This is a genomic window from Enterobacter cloacae complex sp. ECNIH7 (genome assembly GCF_002208095.1).
Taxonomy (GTDB): Bacteria; Pseudomonadota; Gammaproteobacteria; order Enterobacterales; family Enterobacteriaceae; genus Enterobacter; species Enterobacter cloacae_M.
The window spans coordinates 1,412,668-1,431,269 of record NZ_CP017990.1 but is presented as its reverse complement, the minus strand read 5'-3'; the positions used below and the strand labels follow the sequence as shown (position 1 = coordinate 1,431,269).

At 54.4% G+C, this 18,602-nt stretch carries 19 protein-coding genes; 16 read left to right on the top strand and 3 right to left on the bottom strand.

What is annotated here, in order from left to right; translation table 11 throughout:
• Positions 1-120 precede the first annotated feature (120 nt).
• The gene (rihA, locus tag WM95_RS07025; RefSeq protein WP_045356589.1) at positions 121-1,062 is read left to right on the top strand and encodes a pyrimidine-specific ribonucleoside hydrolase RihA; all 942 of its coding nucleotides are present in this window, start codon (positions 121-123) and stop codon (positions 1,060-1,062) included.
• A gap of 172 nt (positions 1,063-1,234) precedes the next feature.
• Here the strand turns inward: rihA and WM95_RS07020 are convergent, their stop codons facing one another.
• Complete coding sequence (locus tag WM95_RS07020) at positions 1,235-1,717, bottom strand: zinc ribbon-containing protein (protein ID WP_032661386.1); 483 nt, start codon at positions 1,715-1,717, stop codon at positions 1,235-1,237.
• A 214-nt stretch (positions 1,718-1,931) separates the two neighbouring features.
• Here WM95_RS07020 and leuS point away from each other — a divergent pair, with 214 nt between their 5' ends.
• From leuS to lipA, 14 genes are all read left to right on the top strand, one after another.
• Positions 1,932-4,514, top strand: a complete 2,583-nt coding sequence (leuS, locus tag WM95_RS07015; protein ID WP_045402152.1) for a leucine--tRNA ligase — start codon at positions 1,932-1,934, stop codon at positions 4,512-4,514.
• Positions 4,515-4,528: 14 nt separating this feature from the next.
• Positions 4,529-5,098, top strand: a complete 570-nt coding sequence (gene lptE / locus WM95_RS07010; protein ID WP_023310752.1) for an LPS assembly lipoprotein LptE — start codon at positions 4,529-4,531, stop codon at positions 5,096-5,098.
• On the top strand, positions 5,098-6,129 hold the full coding sequence (holA, locus tag WM95_RS07005; RefSeq protein WP_088544706.1) for a DNA polymerase III subunit delta: 1,032 nt from the start codon (positions 5,098-5,100) through the stop codon (positions 6,127-6,129). The genes lptE and holA overlap by 1 nt, the downstream gene beginning before the upstream one ends.
• Positions 6,122-6,787 carry a nicotinate-nucleotide adenylyltransferase gene (nadD, locus tag WM95_RS07000; RefSeq protein WP_032668099.1) on the top strand — a complete coding sequence of 222 codons (666 nt, stop codon included), beginning with the start codon at positions 6,122-6,124 and terminating at the stop codon, positions 6,785-6,787. Before holA ends, nadD begins: the two co-directional genes overlap by 8 nt.
• A gap of 269 nt (positions 6,788-7,056) precedes the next feature.
• Positions 7,057-7,374, top strand: coding sequence for a ribosome silencing factor (gene rsfS, locus WM95_RS06995; RefSeq protein WP_023334893.1), 318 nt, complete (start codon positions 7,057-7,059; stop codon positions 7,372-7,374).
• A gap of 3 nt (positions 7,375-7,377) precedes the next feature.
• Positions 7,378-7,845, top strand: a complete 468-nt coding sequence (gene rlmH, locus WM95_RS06990; protein WP_023310748.1) for a 23S rRNA (pseudouridine(1915)-N(3))-methyltransferase RlmH — start codon at positions 7,378-7,380, stop codon at positions 7,843-7,845.
• A 28-nt stretch (positions 7,846-7,873) separates the two neighbouring features.
• Positions 7,874-9,775 (top strand): peptidoglycan DD-transpeptidase MrdA, encoded by a 1,902-nt coding sequence (gene mrdA / locus WM95_RS06985; RefSeq protein ID WP_023310747.1) that lies wholly within the window; start codon positions 7,874-7,876, stop codon positions 9,773-9,775.
• A gap of 2 nt (positions 9,776-9,777) precedes the next feature.
• Entirely contained in the window at positions 9,778-10,890 is a 1,113-nt protein-coding gene (mrdB, locus tag WM95_RS06980) for a peptidoglycan glycosyltransferase MrdB (protein WP_023310746.1), read from the top strand.
• Positions 10,891-10,906: 16 nt separating this feature from the next.
• Entirely contained in the window at positions 10,907-12,019 is a 1,113-nt protein-coding gene (rlpA, locus tag WM95_RS06975) for an endolytic peptidoglycan transglycosylase RlpA (protein WP_023310745.1), read from the top strand.
• Positions 12,020-12,158: 139 nt separating this feature from the next.
• Positions 12,159-13,370: a D-alanyl-D-alanine carboxypeptidase DacA gene (gene dacA, locus WM95_RS06970; RefSeq protein ID WP_063408656.1), complete on the top strand. Its 1,212-nt coding sequence runs from the start codon at positions 12,159-12,161 to the stop codon at positions 13,368-13,370.
• 106 nt (positions 13,371-13,476) lie between these two features.
• Positions 13,477-13,740: a DUF493 family protein YbeD gene (gene ybeD, locus WM95_RS06965; protein WP_006177135.1), complete on the top strand. Its 264-nt coding sequence runs from the start codon at positions 13,477-13,479 to the stop codon at positions 13,738-13,740.
• Between the two features lie 94 nt (positions 13,741-13,834).
• The gene (lipB, locus tag WM95_RS06960; protein WP_045402138.1) at positions 13,835-14,476 is read left to right on the top strand and encodes a lipoyl(octanoyl) transferase LipB; all 642 of its coding nucleotides are present in this window, start codon (positions 13,835-13,837) and stop codon (positions 14,474-14,476) included.
• A 291-nt stretch (positions 14,477-14,767) separates the two neighbouring features.
• Positions 14,768-15,721: a YbeF family transcriptional regulator gene (locus WM95_RS06955; RefSeq protein ID WP_032665064.1), complete on the top strand. Its 954-nt coding sequence runs from the start codon at positions 14,768-14,770 to the stop codon at positions 15,719-15,721.
• A 207-nt stretch (positions 15,722-15,928) separates the two neighbouring features.
• Positions 15,929-16,894 carry a lipoyl synthase gene (gene lipA / locus WM95_RS06950; RefSeq protein ID WP_013097595.1) on the top strand — a complete coding sequence of 322 codons (966 nt, stop codon included), beginning with the start codon at positions 15,929-15,931 and terminating at the stop codon, positions 16,892-16,894.
• 81 nt (positions 16,895-16,975) lie between these two features.
• On the opposite strand, the gene tatE is transcribed toward lipA, so the two are convergent.
• Positions 16,976-17,179: a twin-arginine translocase subunit TatE gene (gene tatE, locus WM95_RS06945; protein ID WP_023310742.1), complete on the bottom strand. Its 204-nt coding sequence runs from the start codon at positions 17,177-17,179 to the stop codon at positions 16,976-16,978.
• 125 nt (positions 17,180-17,304) lie between these two features.
• Entirely contained in the window at positions 17,305-18,093 is a 789-nt protein-coding gene (locus WM95_RS06940) for a deaminated glutathione amidase (protein WP_063408655.1), read from the bottom strand.
• Between the two features lie 67 nt (positions 18,094-18,160).
• Between WM95_RS06940 and crcB the strand changes: the two genes are divergently transcribed.
• A complete protein-coding gene (gene crcB / locus WM95_RS06935) occupies positions 18,161-18,544 on the top strand; it encodes a fluoride efflux transporter CrcB (protein ID WP_023310740.1) in 384 nt (127 codons plus the stop codon).
• The last annotated feature ends 58 nt before the right edge of the window (positions 18,545-18,602 follow it).

The window sequence follows — 18,602 nt, the reverse complement described above, 5'->3', positions numbered from 1 at the left end:
CCTTCCCGGTGCGCAATCTGCGGATTGCGCACTGCTTCACGCTTTCACTCAGTTCCTCTCGTCGGCGTCACATTGCAGCGTTAACCTTGTCACAAAATAACGCTACGTATGGAGAACGCTATGGCACAGCCTATTATTCTCGATTGCGATCCGGGTCATGACGACGCGATCGCGCTCGTCCTCGCTCTTGCCTCCCCTGAACTCGAGGTAAAAGCCGTCACCTCGTCCGCCGGAAACCAGACGCCAGACAAAACCCTGCGCAACGTGCTGCGCATGCTCACGCTGCTCAAACGCACCGATATTCCTGTCGCCGGCGGGGCCGTGAAGCCGCTGATGCGCGAGCTGATTATTGCCGACAACGTTCATGGTGAAAGCGGGCTGGACGGTCCGGCACTGCCGGAGCCGGGCTTCACGCCGCAAAACTGTACCGCCGTGGAGCTGATGGCGAAGGTTCTACGTGAGAGTGCAGAACCGGTAACGCTGGTGGCAACAGGACCGCAAACCAACGTTGCGCTGCTGCTGAACAGCCATCCTGAGCTGCATAATAAAATTGCCCGAATTGTGATTATGGGCGGGGCAATGGGGCTGGGGAACTGGACGCCTGCGGCGGAGTTCAACATCTTTGTCGACCCGGAAGCCGCGGAAATTGTCTTCCAGTCCGGCTTACCGATTGTAATGGCGGGACTGGACGTTACCCACCGCGCGCAGATTATGGCGGACGATATTGAGCGCTTCCGCTCCGTGGGTAATACGGTCGCGACAACCGTGGCCGAACTGCTCGACTTCTTTATGGAGTATCACAAAGCCGAGAAGTGGGGCTTCCACGGCGCGCCGCTGCACGACCCGTGCACCATTGCCTGGCTACTGAAGCCGGAGATGTTCACCACGGTGGACAGATGGGTTGGTGTTGAGACGCAGGGAAAATACACCCAGGGAATGACGGTGGTGGATTACTACTCGCTGACGGGGAATAAAGCGAATACCACGGTGATGGTAGATATCGATCGCGAGGCGTTTGTGGATTTGCTGGCGGAGAGACTGGCTTACTATAGTGCGGCCTGATGCCCTCACACCAGCCCTCTCCCACGGGGAGAGGGGGCAAACACTAAAAACGGCAACATAGTTGCCGTTTTGCTTTGACCTTGTGCGGCCTGATGCCCTCACACCAGCCCTCTCCCACGGGGAGAGGGGGCAAACACTAAAAACGGCAACATAGTTGCCGTTTTGCTTTTATTTAGGGCTCAAACGGCCGACGCTGGAACTGATCGTGGCCGCATTTCGGACACAGCGGCAGGACATCCGGCGTGTATACCGCAATATGGTGGTGGCAATTCTCACACACCAGATTTCCCAACCCGACCACCTCACCACTGTGATAAACACCGTGATGGTTCAAATCCTGAAAGACCTCGCGCCACTCCAGCTGCGTTTTATCCGTGATGTCGGCCAGCTCTTGCCACAGGCTCTCTTTAATCACCCGCATAAAAACGCTGTCCGTGACCTCCTCCTGACTCTCCTGGTAGCTGCGCGCGAACTCTTCCAGATCGCGACGCACGGCGCGCGTCACCTCTTCCACTTCGGTTCGCGTTAACTCACCCGTTTGCGTCACGCGGGCACGCGCCTGCTCCACCAGCGCATCGATATCTCGCTCGCCGTTACGCAGCCGTTCCGTCAGTGTCGCCACCAGTTCGCGGTAAAATTGAGCAACCTTGTTCATCATTTTGCCTCCCGGGTAAGTAACTATTTCTAATAATAGACCTTATTTCATCGCCGCTTTGTCAGGTGAAGCACAGACCCGGTAAATTCCTGCAAAGCGCATTTGTGCGAAAGGCTGTTTTGACGCGGGCGTTTGGGCTATGCTATGCGGATCTGAATTACCACATCCATTGGCTACATTTGTAGCTGTATTGAAAACAGGACCACTGGCTGCCATGCAAGAGCAATACCGCCCGGAAGAGATAGAATCAAAAGTCCAGCAACACTGGGACGAGAAGCGCACCTTTGAAGTAACCGAAGACGAGAGCAAAGAGAAGTATTACTGCCTGTCGATGCTTCCCTATCCTTCTGGTCGACTACACATGGGCCATGTGCGTAACTACACCATCGGCGATGTGATTGCACGCTACCAGCGCATGCTGGGTAAAAACGTTCTGCAGCCTATCGGCTGGGATGCGTTCGGTCTGCCTGCGGAAGGCGCGGCGGTCAAAAACAACACCGCTCCGGCGCCGTGGACGTACGACAACATCGCGTACATGAAAAACCAGCTCAAAATGCTGGGCTTTGGCTATGACTGGAGCCGCGAGCTGGCAACCTGTACCCCGGAATACTATCGTTGGGAGCAGAAGTTCTTCACCGAGCTGTACAAAAAAGGCCTGGTGTATAAGAAGACCTCTGCCGTTAACTGGTGTCCAAATGACCAGACCGTTCTCGCGAACGAACAGGTTATCGACGGCTGCTGCTGGCGCTGTGACACCAAAGTTGAGCGTAAAGAGATCCCACAGTGGTTTATCAAAATCACCGCTTACGCTGATGAGCTGCTGAACGATCTGGATAACCTGGATCACTGGCCAGATACCGTTAAGACCATGCAGCGCAACTGGATCGGCCGTTCTGAAGGCGTGGAGATTACCTTCAACGTTGAGAACTACGACCAGACTCTGACTGTCTACACCACCCGTCCGGACACCTTCATGGGCGCGACCTACCTGGCCGTAGCCGCAGGTCATCCGCTGGCGCAGAAAGCGGCGGAAAACAATCCGGAGCTGGCGTCATTCATCGATGAGTGCCGCAACACCAAAGTGGCCGAAGCCGACATGGCGACGATGGAGAAAAAAGGGGTTGATACCGGCTTTAAAGCCATTCACCCACTGACAGGCGAAGCAATCCCTGTCTGGGCCGCCAACTTCGTTCTGATGGAGTACGGCACTGGCGCCGTGATGGCTGTTCCGGGTCACGACCAGCGCGACTACGAATTTGCCACCAAATATGGCCTGACCATCAAGCCTGTCATCCTGGCGGCTGACGGTTCAGAACCAGACCTGTCTGAACACGCGCTGACTGAAAAAGGCACCCTGTTCAACTCCGGTGAATTTAGCGGTCTGAGCTTCGAAGAGGGCTTCAACGCCATCGCCGATAAGCTGGCCTCTCTGGGCGTGGGCGAACGTAAAGTTAACTTCCGTCTGCGCGACTGGGGCGTGTCCCGTCAGCGTTACTGGGGTGCGCCAATCCCGATGGTGACGCTGGAAGATGGCACCGTGATGCCAACGCCAGAAGATCAGCTCCCGGTGATCCTGCCGGAAGACGTGGTCATGGACGGTATCACCAGCCCGATTAAAGCCGATCCTGAGTGGGCAAAAACCACCGTTAACGGACAGCCTGCGCTGCGTGAAACCGACACCTTTGACACCTTTATGGAGTCATCCTGGTACTATGCGCGCTACACCTGCCCGCAGTATCAGGACGGTATGCTCGATTCCGATGCGGCAAACTACTGGCTGCCGGTTGATATCTATATCGGCGGCATCGAACACGCCATCATGCACCTGCTCTACTTCCGCTTCTTCCACAAACTGATGCGCGATGCAGGCATGGTGAACTCTGACGAACCAGCAAAACAGCTGCTGTGTCAGGGCATGGTGCTGGCAGATGCGTTCTATTATGTTGGTGCCAACGGCGAGCGTAACTGGGTTTCACCGGTTGATGCGATCGTCGAGCGTGACGAGAAGGGCCGTATCGTTAAGGCGAAAGACGCCGAAGGTCATGAACTGGTCTACACCGGCATGAGCAAGATGTCCAAGTCGAAAAACAACGGTATCGATCCGCAGGTGATGGTTGAGCGTTACGGTGCGGATACCGTGCGTCTGTTCATGATGTTTGCCTCTCCGGCGGACATGACCCTGGAATGGCAGGAGTCCGGCGTGGAAGGGGCGAACCGCTTCCTGAAACGCGTCTGGAAACTGGTTTACGAACACACTGCACTGGGCGATGCCCCGGCGCTGAACGCCGCCGCACTGACTGAAGATCAGCAGGCGCTGCGTCGCGATGTTCATAAAACGATTGCGAAAGTGACCGATGATATTGGTCGTCGTCAGACCTTCAATACCGCAATTGCGGCTATTATGGAACTGATGAACAAGCTGGCGAAGGCTCCGCAGGACGGCGAGCAGGATCGTGCCTTAATGCGTGAAGCGCTGCTTGCTGTTGTTCGCATGCTGAACCCGTTCACTCCGCACGTCAGCTTCACCCTGTGGCAGGAGCTGAAAGGCGAAGGCGATATCGACAACGCGCCGTGGCCGCAGGCTGACGAATCAGCGATGGTTGAAAACACGACGCTGGTTGTGGTCCAGGTAAACGGCAAAGTCCGCGGTAAAATTACCGTGGCGGTCGATGCAACCGAAGAACAGGTTCGCGAGCGCGCGGGCCAGGAACCTCTGGTCGCAAAATATCTTGAGGGCGTTACCGTACGTAAAGTGATCTACGTACCGGGTAAACTGCTCAATCTGGTCGTTGGCTAAGCGCGGGAGGAAACGTGCGACAACTGGCAACAATACTCTTATCACTGGCGGTGCTTGTCACCGCCGGCTGTGGCTGGCACCTGCGCAATACCACGGCGGTGCCTGCTGAGATGAAAACGATGATTTTCGACTCATCAGATCCGAATGGTCCACTCAGCCGGGCAATTCGTAATCAGCTGCGTCTGAACGGCGTTGAGCTTGTTGAGAAACAAACGCTGCGCCAGGATGTACCGTCTCTGCGCGTTACAGGAAGTGGTCTGTCGAGAGATACGGCCTCTATCTTCCAGGATGGCCGTACAGCTGAATATCAGATGGTGCTGACGGTCAACGCAGCGGTCCTGATCCCGGGTAAAGACATCTATCCGATCAGCACGAAAGTGTACCGTTCGTTCTTCGATAACCCGCAGACGGCGCTGGCAAAAGATGCCGAACAGCAGATTATCATCAACGAAATGTACGACAAGGCGGCGGAACAGCTGATCCGTAAACTGCCAGGTATTGCAGCGTCTACCAGACAAGGCTCTGACATTGTTGAAAAACCCGTTGCCGGCACGCTTCCTGCTGCTAACTCTCTGGGTAAATGATGATCAGGCTGTATCCTGAACAACTCCGCGCGCAGCTCAAAGAAGGGCTGCGCGCGGCGTATCTGCTTCTTGGAAACGATCCGTTATTACTTCAGGAAAGCCTGGATGCCGTGCGGCATGAGGCCGCCTCTCAGGGCTTCGATGAGCACCACACCGTCCAGCTGGATAACAACACCGACTGGAATGACCTCTTCTCACTCTGTCAGGCGATGAGCCTTTTTGCGTCGCGCCAGACTATTCAGATCCTGCTGCCTGAGAACGGCCCTAACGCGGCCATCAATGAACAGCTGGCCACGCTGGTCAGCCTGCTTCACAGCGATCTGCTGCTGATTGTGCGCGGCAGCAAGCTCACCAAAGCGCAGGAAAATGCGGCGTGGTTCACCCAACTCGCTGCCCACGCGGTGCAGGTGACCTGTCAGACGCCTGAACAGGCGCATCTGCCCAAATGGGTGGCAGCGAGAGCGAAGCAGAACAACCTTCAGCTGGATGATGCGGCGAACCAACTGCTCTGCTACTGCTATGAAGGTAACCTGCTGGCCCTGGCGCAGGCGCTGGACAGACTCTCCCTGCTCTGGCCGGATGGCAAGCTGACCTTGCCGCGCGTCGAGCAGGCCGTTAACGACGCGGCGCACTTCACGCCGTTCCACTGGGTGGACGCGCTGCTGTCGGCGAAAAGCAAACGCGCCCTGCATATTCTGCAACAGCTGCGTCTCGAAGGGAGCGAACCGGTTATTTTGCTGCGTACGCTGCAGCGCGAATTGCTGCTGCTGATTACGCTCAAGCGTCAGTCAGCCCATACGCCGCTGCGTTCGCTGTTTGATAAACACCGCGTGTGGCAAAATCGCCGGGCTTTGACCACCGAGGCCGTCAACCGCCTGAGTCATGAACAGCTTCGTCAGGCTGTGCAGCTTCTGATGCGCGCTGAGCTCACGTTAAAACAAGATTACGGCCAGTCGGTCTGGGCGGAGCTGGAAAGCCTTTCCCTGCTGCTCTGCCACAAAGCGCTGGCAGACGTTTTTATTGATGGATAGCATGCATTCTTTACAGGCCTTATATGGCGGCACCTTCGACCCGGTACATTACGGGCATCTGAAGCCGGTTGAAATTCTGGCGAATCTGATCGGACTTCAGCGCGTCACCATCATGCCCAACAATGTCCCGCCCCATCGTCCACAGCCCGAGGCGACTAGCGAGCAGCGAAAAGAGATGCTTGCCCTTGCCATCGCAGATAAACCGCTCTTCCGACTTGACGAGCGTGAGCTGCGTCGCGACACGCCCTCCTGGACGTCTCAGACGCTTCAGGAGTGGCGCGCCGAACAAGGACCAGACCAGCCGCTTGCCTTTATCATCGGCCAGGATTCACTGCTGAATTTCCCCACGTGGCATCAGTATGAAACCATCCTGGAGAACAGCCACCTGCTCGTCTGCCGCCGTCCTGGCTATCCGCTGACCATGCGCGAAGAGCAGTACCAGCAGTGGCTGGAGGACCATCTCACCGATACTGTTGAAGATCTTCACAACCAGCCTGCCGGGAAGATCTATCTGGCGGAAACGCCGTGGTTCGATATCTCTGCGACTCTCATTCGCGAGCGTTTACAGCAGGGTTTAGCGTGTGACGATCTGCTGCCAACCCCGGTGCTGGCCTATATCCACGCGCACGGTTTGTATCAGAAAAGCGCAGATGAATAGCCGGAGAGCATAAAAAGCGGCTTATTGTTTATCCTGCCTTGACAGGGTAAGCCATACTGTTATTCTCCGCTGCCAGACTTTCCCGCCGATCATTGCTTTACAGAAATTGTTTTACAAAAATGGCAATGCAATCTCAGGCGGAGGGTGGGATGATACCCGCCTTCAAAAGCCCGGCCGGAGACATTTGTCCCGACGCAGGCGTGAGTTCAGGTATACTGTCTGGCTACGAATTCAAAGTTTTACAATCTCATTCACCCCAGGGGGAAAACTTGCAGGGTAAAGCACTCCAGGATTTTGTTATTGACAAAATTGATGACCTGAAAGGTCAGGACATCATCGCTATCGACGTTAAGGGTAAATCCAGTATTACCGACTGCATGATCATCTGCACCGGTACATCGACGCGTCATGTTGTTTCAATTGCCGATCACGTGGTTCAGGAATCGCGTGCAGCAGGGCTGTTACCGCTGGGTGTTGAAGGTGAAGCGACGGCTGACTGGGTGGTAGTCGACCTCGGCGATGTGATTGTCCACGTCATGCAGGACGAGAGCCGTCGCCTGTATGAGCTGGAAAAACTCTGGGGTTAATGCGTGAAGTTACAGCTGGTCGCCGTCGGCACCAAAATGCCGGACTGGGTACAAACCGGTTTTACTGAATATCTGCGTCGTTTTCCAAAAGACATGCCGTTCGAGCTGGTGGAAATTCCCGCCGGTAAGCGCGGCAAGAACGCTGATATCAAACGTATTCTCGATAAAGAGGGCGAACTGATGCTGGCTGCCGCAGGCAAAAACCGCATCGTCACCCTCGATATTCCAGGTAAACCCTGGGATACGCCGCAGCTGGCGCAAGAACTGGAGCGCTGGAAGCAGGATGGTCGTGACGTCAGTCTGTTGATTGGCGGACCAGAAGGGTTATCCCCTGCCTGCAAAGCGGCGGCTGAACAAAGTTGGTCTCTCTCCGCGCTGACGCTTCCCCACCCGCTCGTTCGGGTACTGGTGGCAGAAAGCCTGTATCGCGCGTGGAGCATTACTACCAACCACCCCTATCACCGCGAGTAATGACTGACCAGGGTAGATTAAGCAGCGGATGAAACTACAGAATTCTTTTCGCGACTATACGGCTGAGTCCGCGCTGTTTGTGCGCCGGGCGCTGGTCGCCTTTACCGGGATTTTGCTGCTTACCGGCGTGCTGATCGCCAACCTCTATAATCTGCAAATTGTCCGCTTTACCGACTACCAGACGCGTTCAAACGAAAACCGCATTAAGCTGGTGCCTATCGCACCCAGCCGCGGCATTATTTACGATCGTAACGGCACACCGCTGGCGTTGAACCGCACCATCTATCAAATCGAGATGATGCCGGAAAAAGTCGATAATGTTCAGGATACGCTGGAAGCGCTGAAAAGCGTTGTCGACCTTAACGATGACGATATCGCGGCCTTCAAAAAAGAGCGCGCCCGCTCTCACCGCTTCACCTCGATTCCGGTTAAAACCAATCTTACGGAAGTCCAGGTGGCCCGCTTTGCGGTGAATCAGTACCGTTTCCCCGGCGTGGAAGTGAAGGGATATAAGCGTCGCTACTATCCCTACGGCTCCGCGCTGACGCATGTGATTGGCTACGTTTCCAAGATTAACGACAAAGACGTCGACCGCCTTGATAAAGACGGCAAGCTGGCCAACTACGCTGCTACGCACGATATCGGTAAGCTGGGGATCGAACGTTACTACGAAGACGTTCTGCACGGACAAACCGGCTATGAAGAGGTTGAAGTTAACAACCGCGGCCGCGTGATCCGCCAGCTGAAAGAAGTGCCGCCTCAGGCGGGGCATGACGTCTATCTGACGCTCGACCTCAAACTTCAGCAGTACATCGAGACCCTGCTGGCGGGTAGCCGTGCAGCCGTTGTGGTCACCGATCCTCGTACCGGCGGTATCCTGGCAATGGTCTCCATGCCTAGCTATGACCCGAACCTCTTTGTTGACGGCATTTCCAGTAAAGACTATTCCGGTCTGCTGAATGACCCGAACACGCCGCTGGTGAACCGCGCTACGCAAGGGGTTTACCCGCCGGCATCAACGGTTAAACCGTACGTGGCGGTCTCTGCGCTGAGTGCTGGCGTCATCAACCGTAATACCAGCCTGTTTGACCCGGGCTGGTGGCAGCTGCCGGGTTCAGACAAGCGCTATCGTGACTGGAAAAAATGGGGCCACGGTCATCTGAACGTCACCAAATCGCTGGAGGAGTCTGCGGATACCTTCTTCTATCAGGTGGCCTATGACATGGGTATCGACCGTCTGTCAGAGTGGATGAGCAAATTCGGCTACGGGCATTACACCGGCGTGGACCTTTCAGAAGAACGTTCTGGTAACATGCCAACGCGTGAATGGAAGCTGAAGCGCTTTAAAAAACCGTGGTATCAGGGTGATACCATTCCGGTGGGTATCGGCCAGGGTTACTGGACAGCGACGCCGATTCAGATGAACAAAGCCATGATGATCCTCATCAATGACGGCGTGGTAAAAGTGCCTCATCTGCTGCAGAGCACGGTTGAAGACGGCAAAAAAGTGCCGTGGAATCAGCCGCACGAGGCCCCGGTGGGTGACATCCATTCCGGCTTCTGGGAAATTGCTAAAGACGGTATGTACGGCGTGGCAAACCGCCCGAATGGGACCGCGCATAAGTACTTCGCCGGTACGCCGTACAAAGTGGCCGCAAAGTCCGGTACCGCGCAGGTGTTTGGTCTGAAAGCCAACGAAACCTATAACGCGCACCGCATTGCTGAACGTCTGCGTGACCATAAGCTGATGACGGCGTTTGCCCCTTATGATAACCCGCAGGTCGCGGTGGCGATGATTCTGGAGAACGGCGGTGCCGGACCAGCAGTAGGGACCATCATGCGCCAGATCCTTGACCACATTATGCTGGGTGATAACAACACCGAACTGCCGGCTGAAAACCCGGCCGCCGCTGCGGCGGAGGACCAATAATCATGACGGATAATCCAAATAAAAAATCGCTGTGGGATAAAATCCACATCGACCCAGCCATGCTGCTGATCCTGCTGGCTCTGTTGGTGTACAGCGCCCTGGTTATCTGGAGCGCCAGCGGCCAGGACATCGGCATGATGGAGCGCAAAATCGGCCAGATCGCCATGGGTCTGATCATCATGGTAGTGATGGCGCAAATCCCGCCGCGCGTCTACGAAGGCTGGGCGCCCTATCTCTACATCTTCTGTATTATTTTGCTGGTTGCGGTAGATGCGTTTGGCGCCATTTCAAAAGGGGCGCAGCGCTGGCTGGATCTGGGCGTTGTCCGCTTCCAGCCTTCGGAAATTGCCAAAATCGCCGTTCCATTGATGGTGGCACGCTTTATCAACCGTGACGTCTGTCCGCCGTCGCTGAAAAATACCGCCATCGCGCTGGTGCTGATTTTCCTGCCGACGCTGCTGGTTGCGGCACAGCCTGACCTCGGTACTTCAATCCTTATCGCCCTCTCCGGCCTGTTTGTCCTTTTCCTGTCAGGACTGAGCTGGCGCCTGATTGGTATCGCGGTGGTGCTGATTGCGGCGTTCATTCCTATCCTCTGGTTCTTCCTGATGCATGATTACCAGCGCCAGCGCGTCATGATGCTGCTCGATCCGGAAACCGATCCGCTGGGCGCGGGCTATCATATTATTCAGTCCAAGATTGCGATTGGCTCCGGCGGCCTGCGCGGTAAAGGCTGGCTGCACGGCACGCAGTCGCAGCTGGAGTTTTTACCGGAACGCCACACCGACTTTATCTTTGCGGTACTGGCGGAAGAGCTGGGGCTGGTTGGCATCTTAATATTGCTGGCGCTGTACGTCCTGCTGATCATGCGGGGATTGTGGATTGCAGCGCGTGCGCAAACCACCTTTGGTCGCGTCATGGCCGGCGGGTTGATGCTGATTTTATTCGTTTATGTCTTCGTAAATATTGGTATGGTGAGTGGTATTCTGCCGGTGGTAGGCGTACCGCTGCCGCTGGTGAGTTACGGAGGCTCGGCACTGATCGTGTTGATGGCCGGGTTTGGTATCGTGATGTCGATCCATACCCACAGAAAAATGTTGTCAAAAAGCGTATAAAAATAAGGGGATCGGAATGCGTAAGCAGTGGCTGGGGATCTGCATCGCGGCAAGTTTACTTGCGGCCTGCACAAGTGATGATGGTCAGCAACAGGCAACCGTCGCGCCGCCGCAGCCTGCGGTATGTAATGGCCCGATCGTTGAAATCAGCGGTGCCGATCCCGTTTATGAACCGCTGAATGCCAGTGCCAATCAGGATTACGAGCGCGATGGCAAAAGCTATAAAATTGTTCAGGATCCTTCCCGTTTCAGTCAGGCGGGCTTTGCCGCCATTTATGATGCCGAGCCAGGCAGTAACCTGACGGCTTCCGGGGAAGCGTTCGACCCAATGCAGCTGACGGCGGCACACCCGACGCTGCCGATCCCGAGCTACGCCCGTATCACCAACCTGGCGAATGGCCGTATGATCGTCGTGCGGATAAACGACCGTGGACCTTACGGGAATGACCGGGTGATTTCCCTGTCGCGCGCGTCTGCCGATCGCCTGAACACCTCGAACAATACCAAAGTCCGTATTGATCCGATTATCGTCGCACAGGATGGTTCGCTCTCCGGGCCGGGTACCGCGTGTACGACGGTGGCAAAACAGACCTATGCCCTTCCTGACCGCCCAAATCTTGACGGCGGAATGGGAAGCGTCTCGTCTCCGGCAGAGCCTGCTCAGCCGGGGGGAGAAATTCGCCCGATCAGCAATGACACGCTGCAAAGCGAGGATTCTACCGGCGCGCCGGTAAAGAGTAGCGGCTTTCTTGGCGCACCGACGACCTTAGCCTCGGGCGTGCTGGAAGGCAGCGAGCCGACTCCGGCCCCTGCTCCCGTTGCTGCGCCAGCGACCCAGCCGGCTCCCGTAACGGCGCCAGCGGCCACTCAAAGTGCGGCGGTGGCGGCTCCAGCAGCGGCCAGCGGCAGCTATGTGGTTCAGGTAGGCGCAGTGAGCGATCAGGCCCGGGCCAAGCAGTACCAACAGCGTCTGAGCCAGCAGTTTGGCGTACCGGGACGCGTTGAGCAGAACGGCGCGGTCTGGCGCATTCAGATGGGGCCGTTTGCCAGCAAATCGCAGGCCGCATCCCTGCAGCAGCGTCTGCAGAATGAAGCTCAACTTCAGTCATTTATCGCTGTTGCGAAATAATTAACCGGCGGTATCCGAATTGTCAGTTAGTGTAAAACACATTCACAAACTCATGCTTAAAGTCGGATGCCTGCCTGAATAGCATTTGCTATAGTAAGGCACTTTTTTTAATTCCATCACGGATGTCGTAGTTCTGACCATGAAGACCACTTTTTCTGCTCGTTTTGTGCAGCGCATGGCGCTGACCACGGCCCTTTGCGCTGCTGCGCTCTCTGCAGCTCGCGCCGATGACCTGAATATCAAGACCATGATCCCTGGCGTTCCGCAAATCGACGCGGAATCCTACATCCTGATCGATTACAACTCTGGCAAAGTGCTGGCAGAACAGAATGCCGATGCCCGCCGTGACCCGGCCAGCCTGACCAAAATGATGACCAGCTACGTTATCGGCCAGGCGATGAAGGCAGGTAAATTCAAAGAATCGGATCTGGTCACCATCGGTAACGATGCGTGGGCAACCGGGAACCCTGTTTTCAAAGGTTCCTCTCTGATGTTCCTGAAGCCGGGTATGCAGGTTCCTGTTTCCCAGCTGATTCGCGGTATCAACCTGCAGTCTGGTAACGATGCCTGCGTGGCGATGGCCGATTTCGCCGCCGGTAGCCAGGATGCCTTTGTGGGCCTGATGAACAGCTACGTTACCGCGCTGGGTCTGAAAAACAGCCATTTCCAGACCGTACACGGCCTGGACGCAGACGGTCAGTACAGCTCCGCACGTGATATGGCCCTGATTGGTCAGGCGCTGATCCGCGATGTACCTAACGAATACTCTATCTATAAAGAGAAAGAGTTCACCTTCAACGGTATTCGTCAGACCAACCGTAACGGCCTGCTGTGGGATAACAGCCTGAACGTTGACGGCATCAAAACTGGCCACACCGACAAAGCGGGCTACAACCTGGTGGCCTCTGCCACTGAAGGTCAGATGCGTCTGATCTCTGCCGTGATGGGCGGCCGCACCTTTAAAGGTCGTGAAACAGAAAGCAAGAAACTGCTGACCTGGGGCTTCCGCTTCTTCGAAACCGTGAACCCACTGAAAGCAGGCAAAGAGTTTGCGTCTGAACCCGTCTGGTTCGGCGACAACGACCGTGCTTCACTCGGCGTTGATAAAGACCTCTACCTGACCATTCCACGCGGTCGCATGAAGGATCTGAAAGCCAGCTACGTGCTGAACAGCACCGAGCTGCATGCCCCGCTGCAGAAAAACCAGGTTGTGGGCACGATCAACTTCCAGCTGGATGGAAAAACGATCGATCAGCGTCCGCTGGTTGTCCTGCAAGAAATTCCTGAAGGCAATTTCTTCGGCAAAATCATTGATTACATTAAATTGATGTTCCACCACTGGTTTGGTTAAAAATTGAACACTTGAAAGTGTGATTTTGATCCCCATATACTAAGTATCCTGATAACTCCCACCTGACGTGGGAGTTATTATTTTTTGACGTTACGCCGGAGCTGACATGAAAACCAAACTTAACGAACTGCTTGAATTCCCTACCTCATTTACCTACAAAGTAATGGGTCTGGCGAAACCTGAGCTGGTTGATCAGGTGGTTGAAGTGGTACAGCGCCATGCGCCGGGTGACTACTCTCCGTCAGTAAAACCAAGCAGCAAGGGCAACTACCACTCTGTCTCTATTACCATCACTGCGACACACATTGAGCAGGTTGAAACGCTGTACGAAGAGCTCGGCAATATCGAAATTGTTCGTATGGTGCTGTAGTCCCTTTGCGGTTACCCGGTTTGCCGGGTAACCCCTCTCCCCGCTGTGATATACTCCCCCACACCTTTTGTCCCTCGTCTTCGGAGACGCAGTTTTGTATCAGGATAAAATTCTGGTCCGTCACCTCGGCCTGCAACCTTATGAGCCTGTCTCCCAGGCTATGCATGACTTCACCGATTCACGCGATGACAGCACCCCGGATGAGATCTGGCTGGTCGAACACCTGCCAGTATTTACGCAGGGCCAGGCGGGTAAAGCAGAGCATTTGCTAATGACGGGAGATATCCCGGTTATTCAGAGCGATCGCGGCGGTCAGGTCACTTATCATGGGCCCGGACAGCAGGTGATGTACGTCCTGCTCAATCTGAAACGCAGAAAGCTTGGCGTACGTGAACTGGTTACCTTACTGGAACAAACTGTCGTCAACACGCTGGCGGAATATGGTATTGACGCGCATCCACGCGCCGATGCGCCAGGCGTTTACGTTGGGGAAATGAAGATCTGCTCTCTGGGGCTGCGTATTCGTAAAGGCTGCTCATTCCATGGCCTGGCCTTGAATATTAATATGGACCTCGCGCCTTTCCAACGCATTAACCCCTGCGGCTATGCCGGCATGGAAATGACGCAGGTACGCCAGTGGGTTGAAACCGCTACGCCAGAAACTATTCGTCCCGTGCTTTTAAAGCAGATGTTAGCGCTACTTAACAATCCCCCATACGAATATATCCCTGCTTAATACATCATACAACATGGCTCGATAATTTGGCGGGCCACTGTTTATTTACCGCTTTTGCACTTTACAATAATCCACAGATTCTATATTTTCGAAGCGCCCGAATATTACCGCTACATATTATTTAGCCTCCAGCAAGCACGGCAAACACGGCATAAGTAACGTGAGCAAAAATCACTCAACTGTTTGTTTTTGATAAACAAGTGAAACAAAACCAACACTTTACGAATCTCTACAAGCATAATAAATAAATTCAACTATCATTCATATTGTGAATGTATACGGAGTGAAAGCGTGGAGTATAATAATTTACCAGCCAAACGACTGAATGAACCCGGTGGCGAAGACAAGCCACAAATTTTTCGGACTTTACGTAATATTGATCTCAATTTACTGACTATTTTTGAGGCGGTATATGTCCATAAGGGTATCGTTAACGCTGCGAAAATTCTTAATCTCACGCCATCAGCAATAAGCCAGTCAATCCAAAAGCTTCGCGCTATATTTCCTGACCCATTATTTATCCGCAAGGGCCAGGGGGTAACGCCGACGGCTTACGCCACGCATCTCCATGAGTACATTAGTCAGGGGCTGGAGTCGATTCTGGGCGCGCTGGATTTAACCGGAAGCTATGATAAGCAGCGAACCATCACCATCGGCTGTTCTCCTTCTGTAGGGGTGCTGGTGATGCCGGCGATCTTCCAGGCCGTGAAAGAACATGCTCCGCAGCTCCTGCTTCGCAACGTGCCTCTCAATGAACCAGACATTCAGCTTGCCCAGTTCCAGACGGACCTGATTATTGAAAGCGGCAGCTTCAGTGCCAGAGCGCTGGGGCAAAATGTGCTTTATGCGGATAACCTGGTACTGGTTTGCCGCCAGCAGCATCCTGCTCTTAGCGAGCCGTTAACCATCGAAAACCTGCGCAACTACGATCACTCATCTTTCATGACCGAAGGGCAATCTAATCACGCACTTCGTCAGCGTATTGATGAAATTTTCCCGGAACGTCAGATCAGCTTCAGCAGTTACAATATGTTTACCACCGCATCCCTGATCGGCAGCAGCGACATGCTGTGCGTTATGCCATCACGCCTGTACAGCCTGCTACAAAAATGCTGGCCGCTGGAAAGCATCCCGCTCAGTCAGCTTAATGCGGAATCTATCGAGATTTCACTGCATTACAACAAGCTGAGTTTGCGCGATCCGGTCCTGGAAAACGTCATCCGCATTATCCGTCAGGCCTTCTGACAGGTTTAGCCAGTACAAGTCCCTGCAACCCGCAGGGCAAAAGGCACAAAACAACAACTATTTTACAAATTGGCGATCTGGCAGGCTGCTTTAACGACCGTTTCAATGATATACTGCCTGTCGTTCGTTCAAAAATAGTTGATAAATACAACATTCCCTTGAATTGAAACGCTTTCCTTCGATATTCGCAACTGGAACACGCACGCTATGAGTAAACCCATTGTGATGGAACGCGGTGTTAAATACCGCGATGCCGATAAAATGGCCCTTATCCCGGTTAAAAACGTGGCTACAGAGCGCGAGGCGCTGTTAAGAAAACCGGAATGGATGAAAATCAAACTTCCGGCCGACTCTTCGCGTATCCAGGGGATCAAAGCGGCGATGCGCAAGAATGGCCTTCACTCCGTCTGTGAAGAAGCCTCTTGCCCGAACCTTGCTGAATGTTTCAATCATGGTACCGCGACGTTTATGATTCTGGGTGCTATCTGTACCCGCCGCTGCCCGTTCTGCGATGTTGCTCATGGCCGTCCAGTCGCGCCTGATGCTAACGAACCCCAGAAACTGGCGCAGACCATCGCCGACATGGCGTTGCGTTATGTGGTTATCACGTCAGTTGACCGTGACGACCTCCGTGACGGTGGTGCTCAGCACTTCGCCGACTGCATTACGGCCATTCGCGAGAAAAGCCCTAACATCAAAATCGAGACGCTGGTGCCTGACTTCCGTGGTCGTATGGACCGTGCGCTGGATATCCTGACCGCAACGCCGCCAGATGTGTTTAACCACAACCTGGAGAACGTGCCGCGTCTTTACCGTCAGGTCCGTCCCGGCGCTGACTATAACTGGTCCCTGAAGCTGCTGGAGCGTTTCAAAGAAGCGCATCCGCATATTCCGACCAAGTCCGGTCTGATGGTGGGTCTGGGTGAAACCAATGATGAAATCATCGAGGTGATGCGCGATCTTCGCCGCCACGGTGTGACCATGTTGACCCTCGGACAGTATCTGCAGCCAAGCCGTCACCACCTGCCGGTACAGCGCTACGTGAGCCCGGACGAATTCGATGAAATGAAAGCCGAAGCGATGGCGATGGGCTTCACCCATGCTGCCTGCGGCCCATTCGTTCGCTCCTCATACCATGCCGATATGCAGGCTAAAGGCGAAGAAGTTAAATAATGCTGTAATATTCATTTACAGTAATACAAAAAAACCGGCCTCATGAGCCGGTTTTTTTTCGCAAGCCCTCAGGGGTTACTGTCACTCTTTGTGAGAAAGCTTGTCTGCCGGGACGTCATCCTCGGCGCTTTTCTTCGCCGCTGCATCATCATCGTTCATCGCTTTCTTAAAGCCTTTGATGGCAGCCCCCAGGTCACCACCCAGCGTGCGTAACTTCTTGGTACCAAACAGCAGGACGACCAGTGCGGCAACCACCAGCAGTTTGGTAATACTAATCTCACCCATAGATACCTTCTTTACTTAAAACAGGCTGCATTCAGCGCCAAAACCTGACTGTATTAACGGTCATTTAGCGCGTGCACACAATAGCAATCTGTAACAAGGTGAATCAAGCATTGTTGAAAAAAACATCACAATAATTGCGGTGGCGCAAACCGACGATTGCGAAGAACGGGTAATTGCTGACGCGCAAGCGCAATTCTCTCTAAGTTTATCTCCGCCACCAGCAAATGCGGGGCTTCAGCGGCGGCGGCGATCGTCACCCCCAGCGGATCAACCACCCTGCTTTGCCCGATGTTTTTCGTGCCACATTCTCCTGCGGCAACGACATAGCAGGTTGTATCCAGCGCGCGCGCCGCAAGCAGCGTTGCCCAGTGGTGCTCTTTTAACGGCCCTCTGACCCACGCGGCGGGGAGTACCAGCACGTCCGCCCCCTGCAGCGCCAGATGCAGCGCCAGCTCGGGAAAACGCAGGTCATAACACGTCATCAGCCCGATCTTAAATCCGTCAATCTCCAGCAGCGGAGGGAGCTCGTCTCCGGGGTCAACGCGACGCGACTCCTGGATGCTGAACGCATCATAGAGATGAAGCTTGGCGTAGCGTGCGACGATGGTCCCGTTACGAATCACCACCAGCGTATTGACTGCTCGACCCGGCGTGGAGGGAACATGGATCGTTAAGATCGTCGTCATCGTATTGCCCGCGCTTTGGGCGAGCAATTGCTGTAAGAATTCGCCATCCAGCGGCTGCGCGGACTTCACGGATAAATCCGGGTCATTATCGTCCCTGGCCAGCAGCGCCTCGGGGAGAACCAACAGCGACGCGCCTTTCTGCCGGGCCTGCATCATCAGTTCGACGCATGTTCTCGCATTCTCATGCCAGTCAGGCGTGACGGCAAACTGCCCTACCGCTACATACATATTTGTCCCCTCATCATAAACGGCGTTAAACTCGCTACTCTTACACATCAAATAGCAGGTATTTAGCGTGTTACAACTACTTTTAGCCGTTTTTATTGGTGGGGGAACGGGTAGCGTTGCGCGATGGTTTCTGAGTATGCGGTTTAACCCCCTGCATCAGGCGATTCCCATGGGGACGCTTGCCGCTAACCTGATTGGTGCCTTTATCATCGGCATGGGGCTGGCCTGGTTTAACCGAATGACGCACATTGACCCAATGTGGAAGGTATTGATTACCACCGGATTCTGCGGCGGTTTGACCACCTTCTCAACCTTTTCTGCGGAAACGGTTTTTCTCTTTCAGGAAGGCCGCATTGGCTGGGCGCTGATGAATATGGCGATCAATATGTTCGGCTCGTTTGCGATGACGGGGATCGCATTTTGGCTATTTTCTTCCGCAAGCGCGCATTAACAGCCGAACCGTTAATGTTGGCTTAATTTTTCTCTGTCACTCTGAATGCAATACTGAA

Coding starts and splice junctions, on each gene's coding strand:
- rihA (WP_045356589.1), top strand. CDS start 121: ATGGCACAGCCTATTATTCTCGATTGCGATCCGGGTCATGACGACGCG.
- WM95_RS07020 (WP_032661386.1), bottom strand. CDS start 1,717: ATGAACAAGGTTGCTCAATTTTACCGCGAACTGGTGGCGACACTGACG.
- leuS (WP_045402152.1), top strand. CDS start 1,932: ATGCAAGAGCAATACCGCCCGGAAGAGATAGAATCAAAAGTCCAGCAA.
- holA (WP_088544706.1), top strand. CDS start 5,098: ATGATCAGGCTGTATCCTGAACAACTCCGCGCGCAGCTCAAAGAAGGG.
- nadD (WP_032668099.1), top strand. CDS start 6,122: ATGGATAGCATGCATTCTTTACAGGCCTTATATGGCGGCACCTTCGAC.
- mrdA (WP_023310747.1), top strand. CDS start 7,874: ATGAAACTACAGAATTCTTTTCGCGACTATACGGCTGAGTCCGCGCTG.
- mrdB (WP_023310746.1), top strand. CDS start 9,778: ATGACGGATAATCCAAATAAAAAATCGCTGTGGGATAAAATCCACATC.
- rlpA (WP_023310745.1), top strand. CDS start 10,907: ATGCGTAAGCAGTGGCTGGGGATCTGCATCGCGGCAAGTTTACTTGCG.
- dacA (WP_063408656.1), top strand. CDS start 12,159: ATGAAGACCACTTTTTCTGCTCGTTTTGTGCAGCGCATGGCGCTGACC.
- ybeD (WP_006177135.1), top strand. CDS start 13,477: ATGAAAACCAAACTTAACGAACTGCTTGAATTCCCTACCTCATTTACC.
- lipA (WP_013097595.1), top strand. CDS start 15,929: ATGAGTAAACCCATTGTGATGGAACGCGGTGTTAAATACCGCGATGCC.
- tatE (WP_023310742.1), bottom strand. CDS start 17,179: ATGGGTGAGATTAGTATTACCAAACTGCTGGTGGTTGCCGCACTGGTC.
- WM95_RS06940 (WP_063408655.1), bottom strand. CDS start 18,093: ATGTATGTAGCGGTAGGGCAGTTTGCCGTCACGCCTGACTGGCATGAG.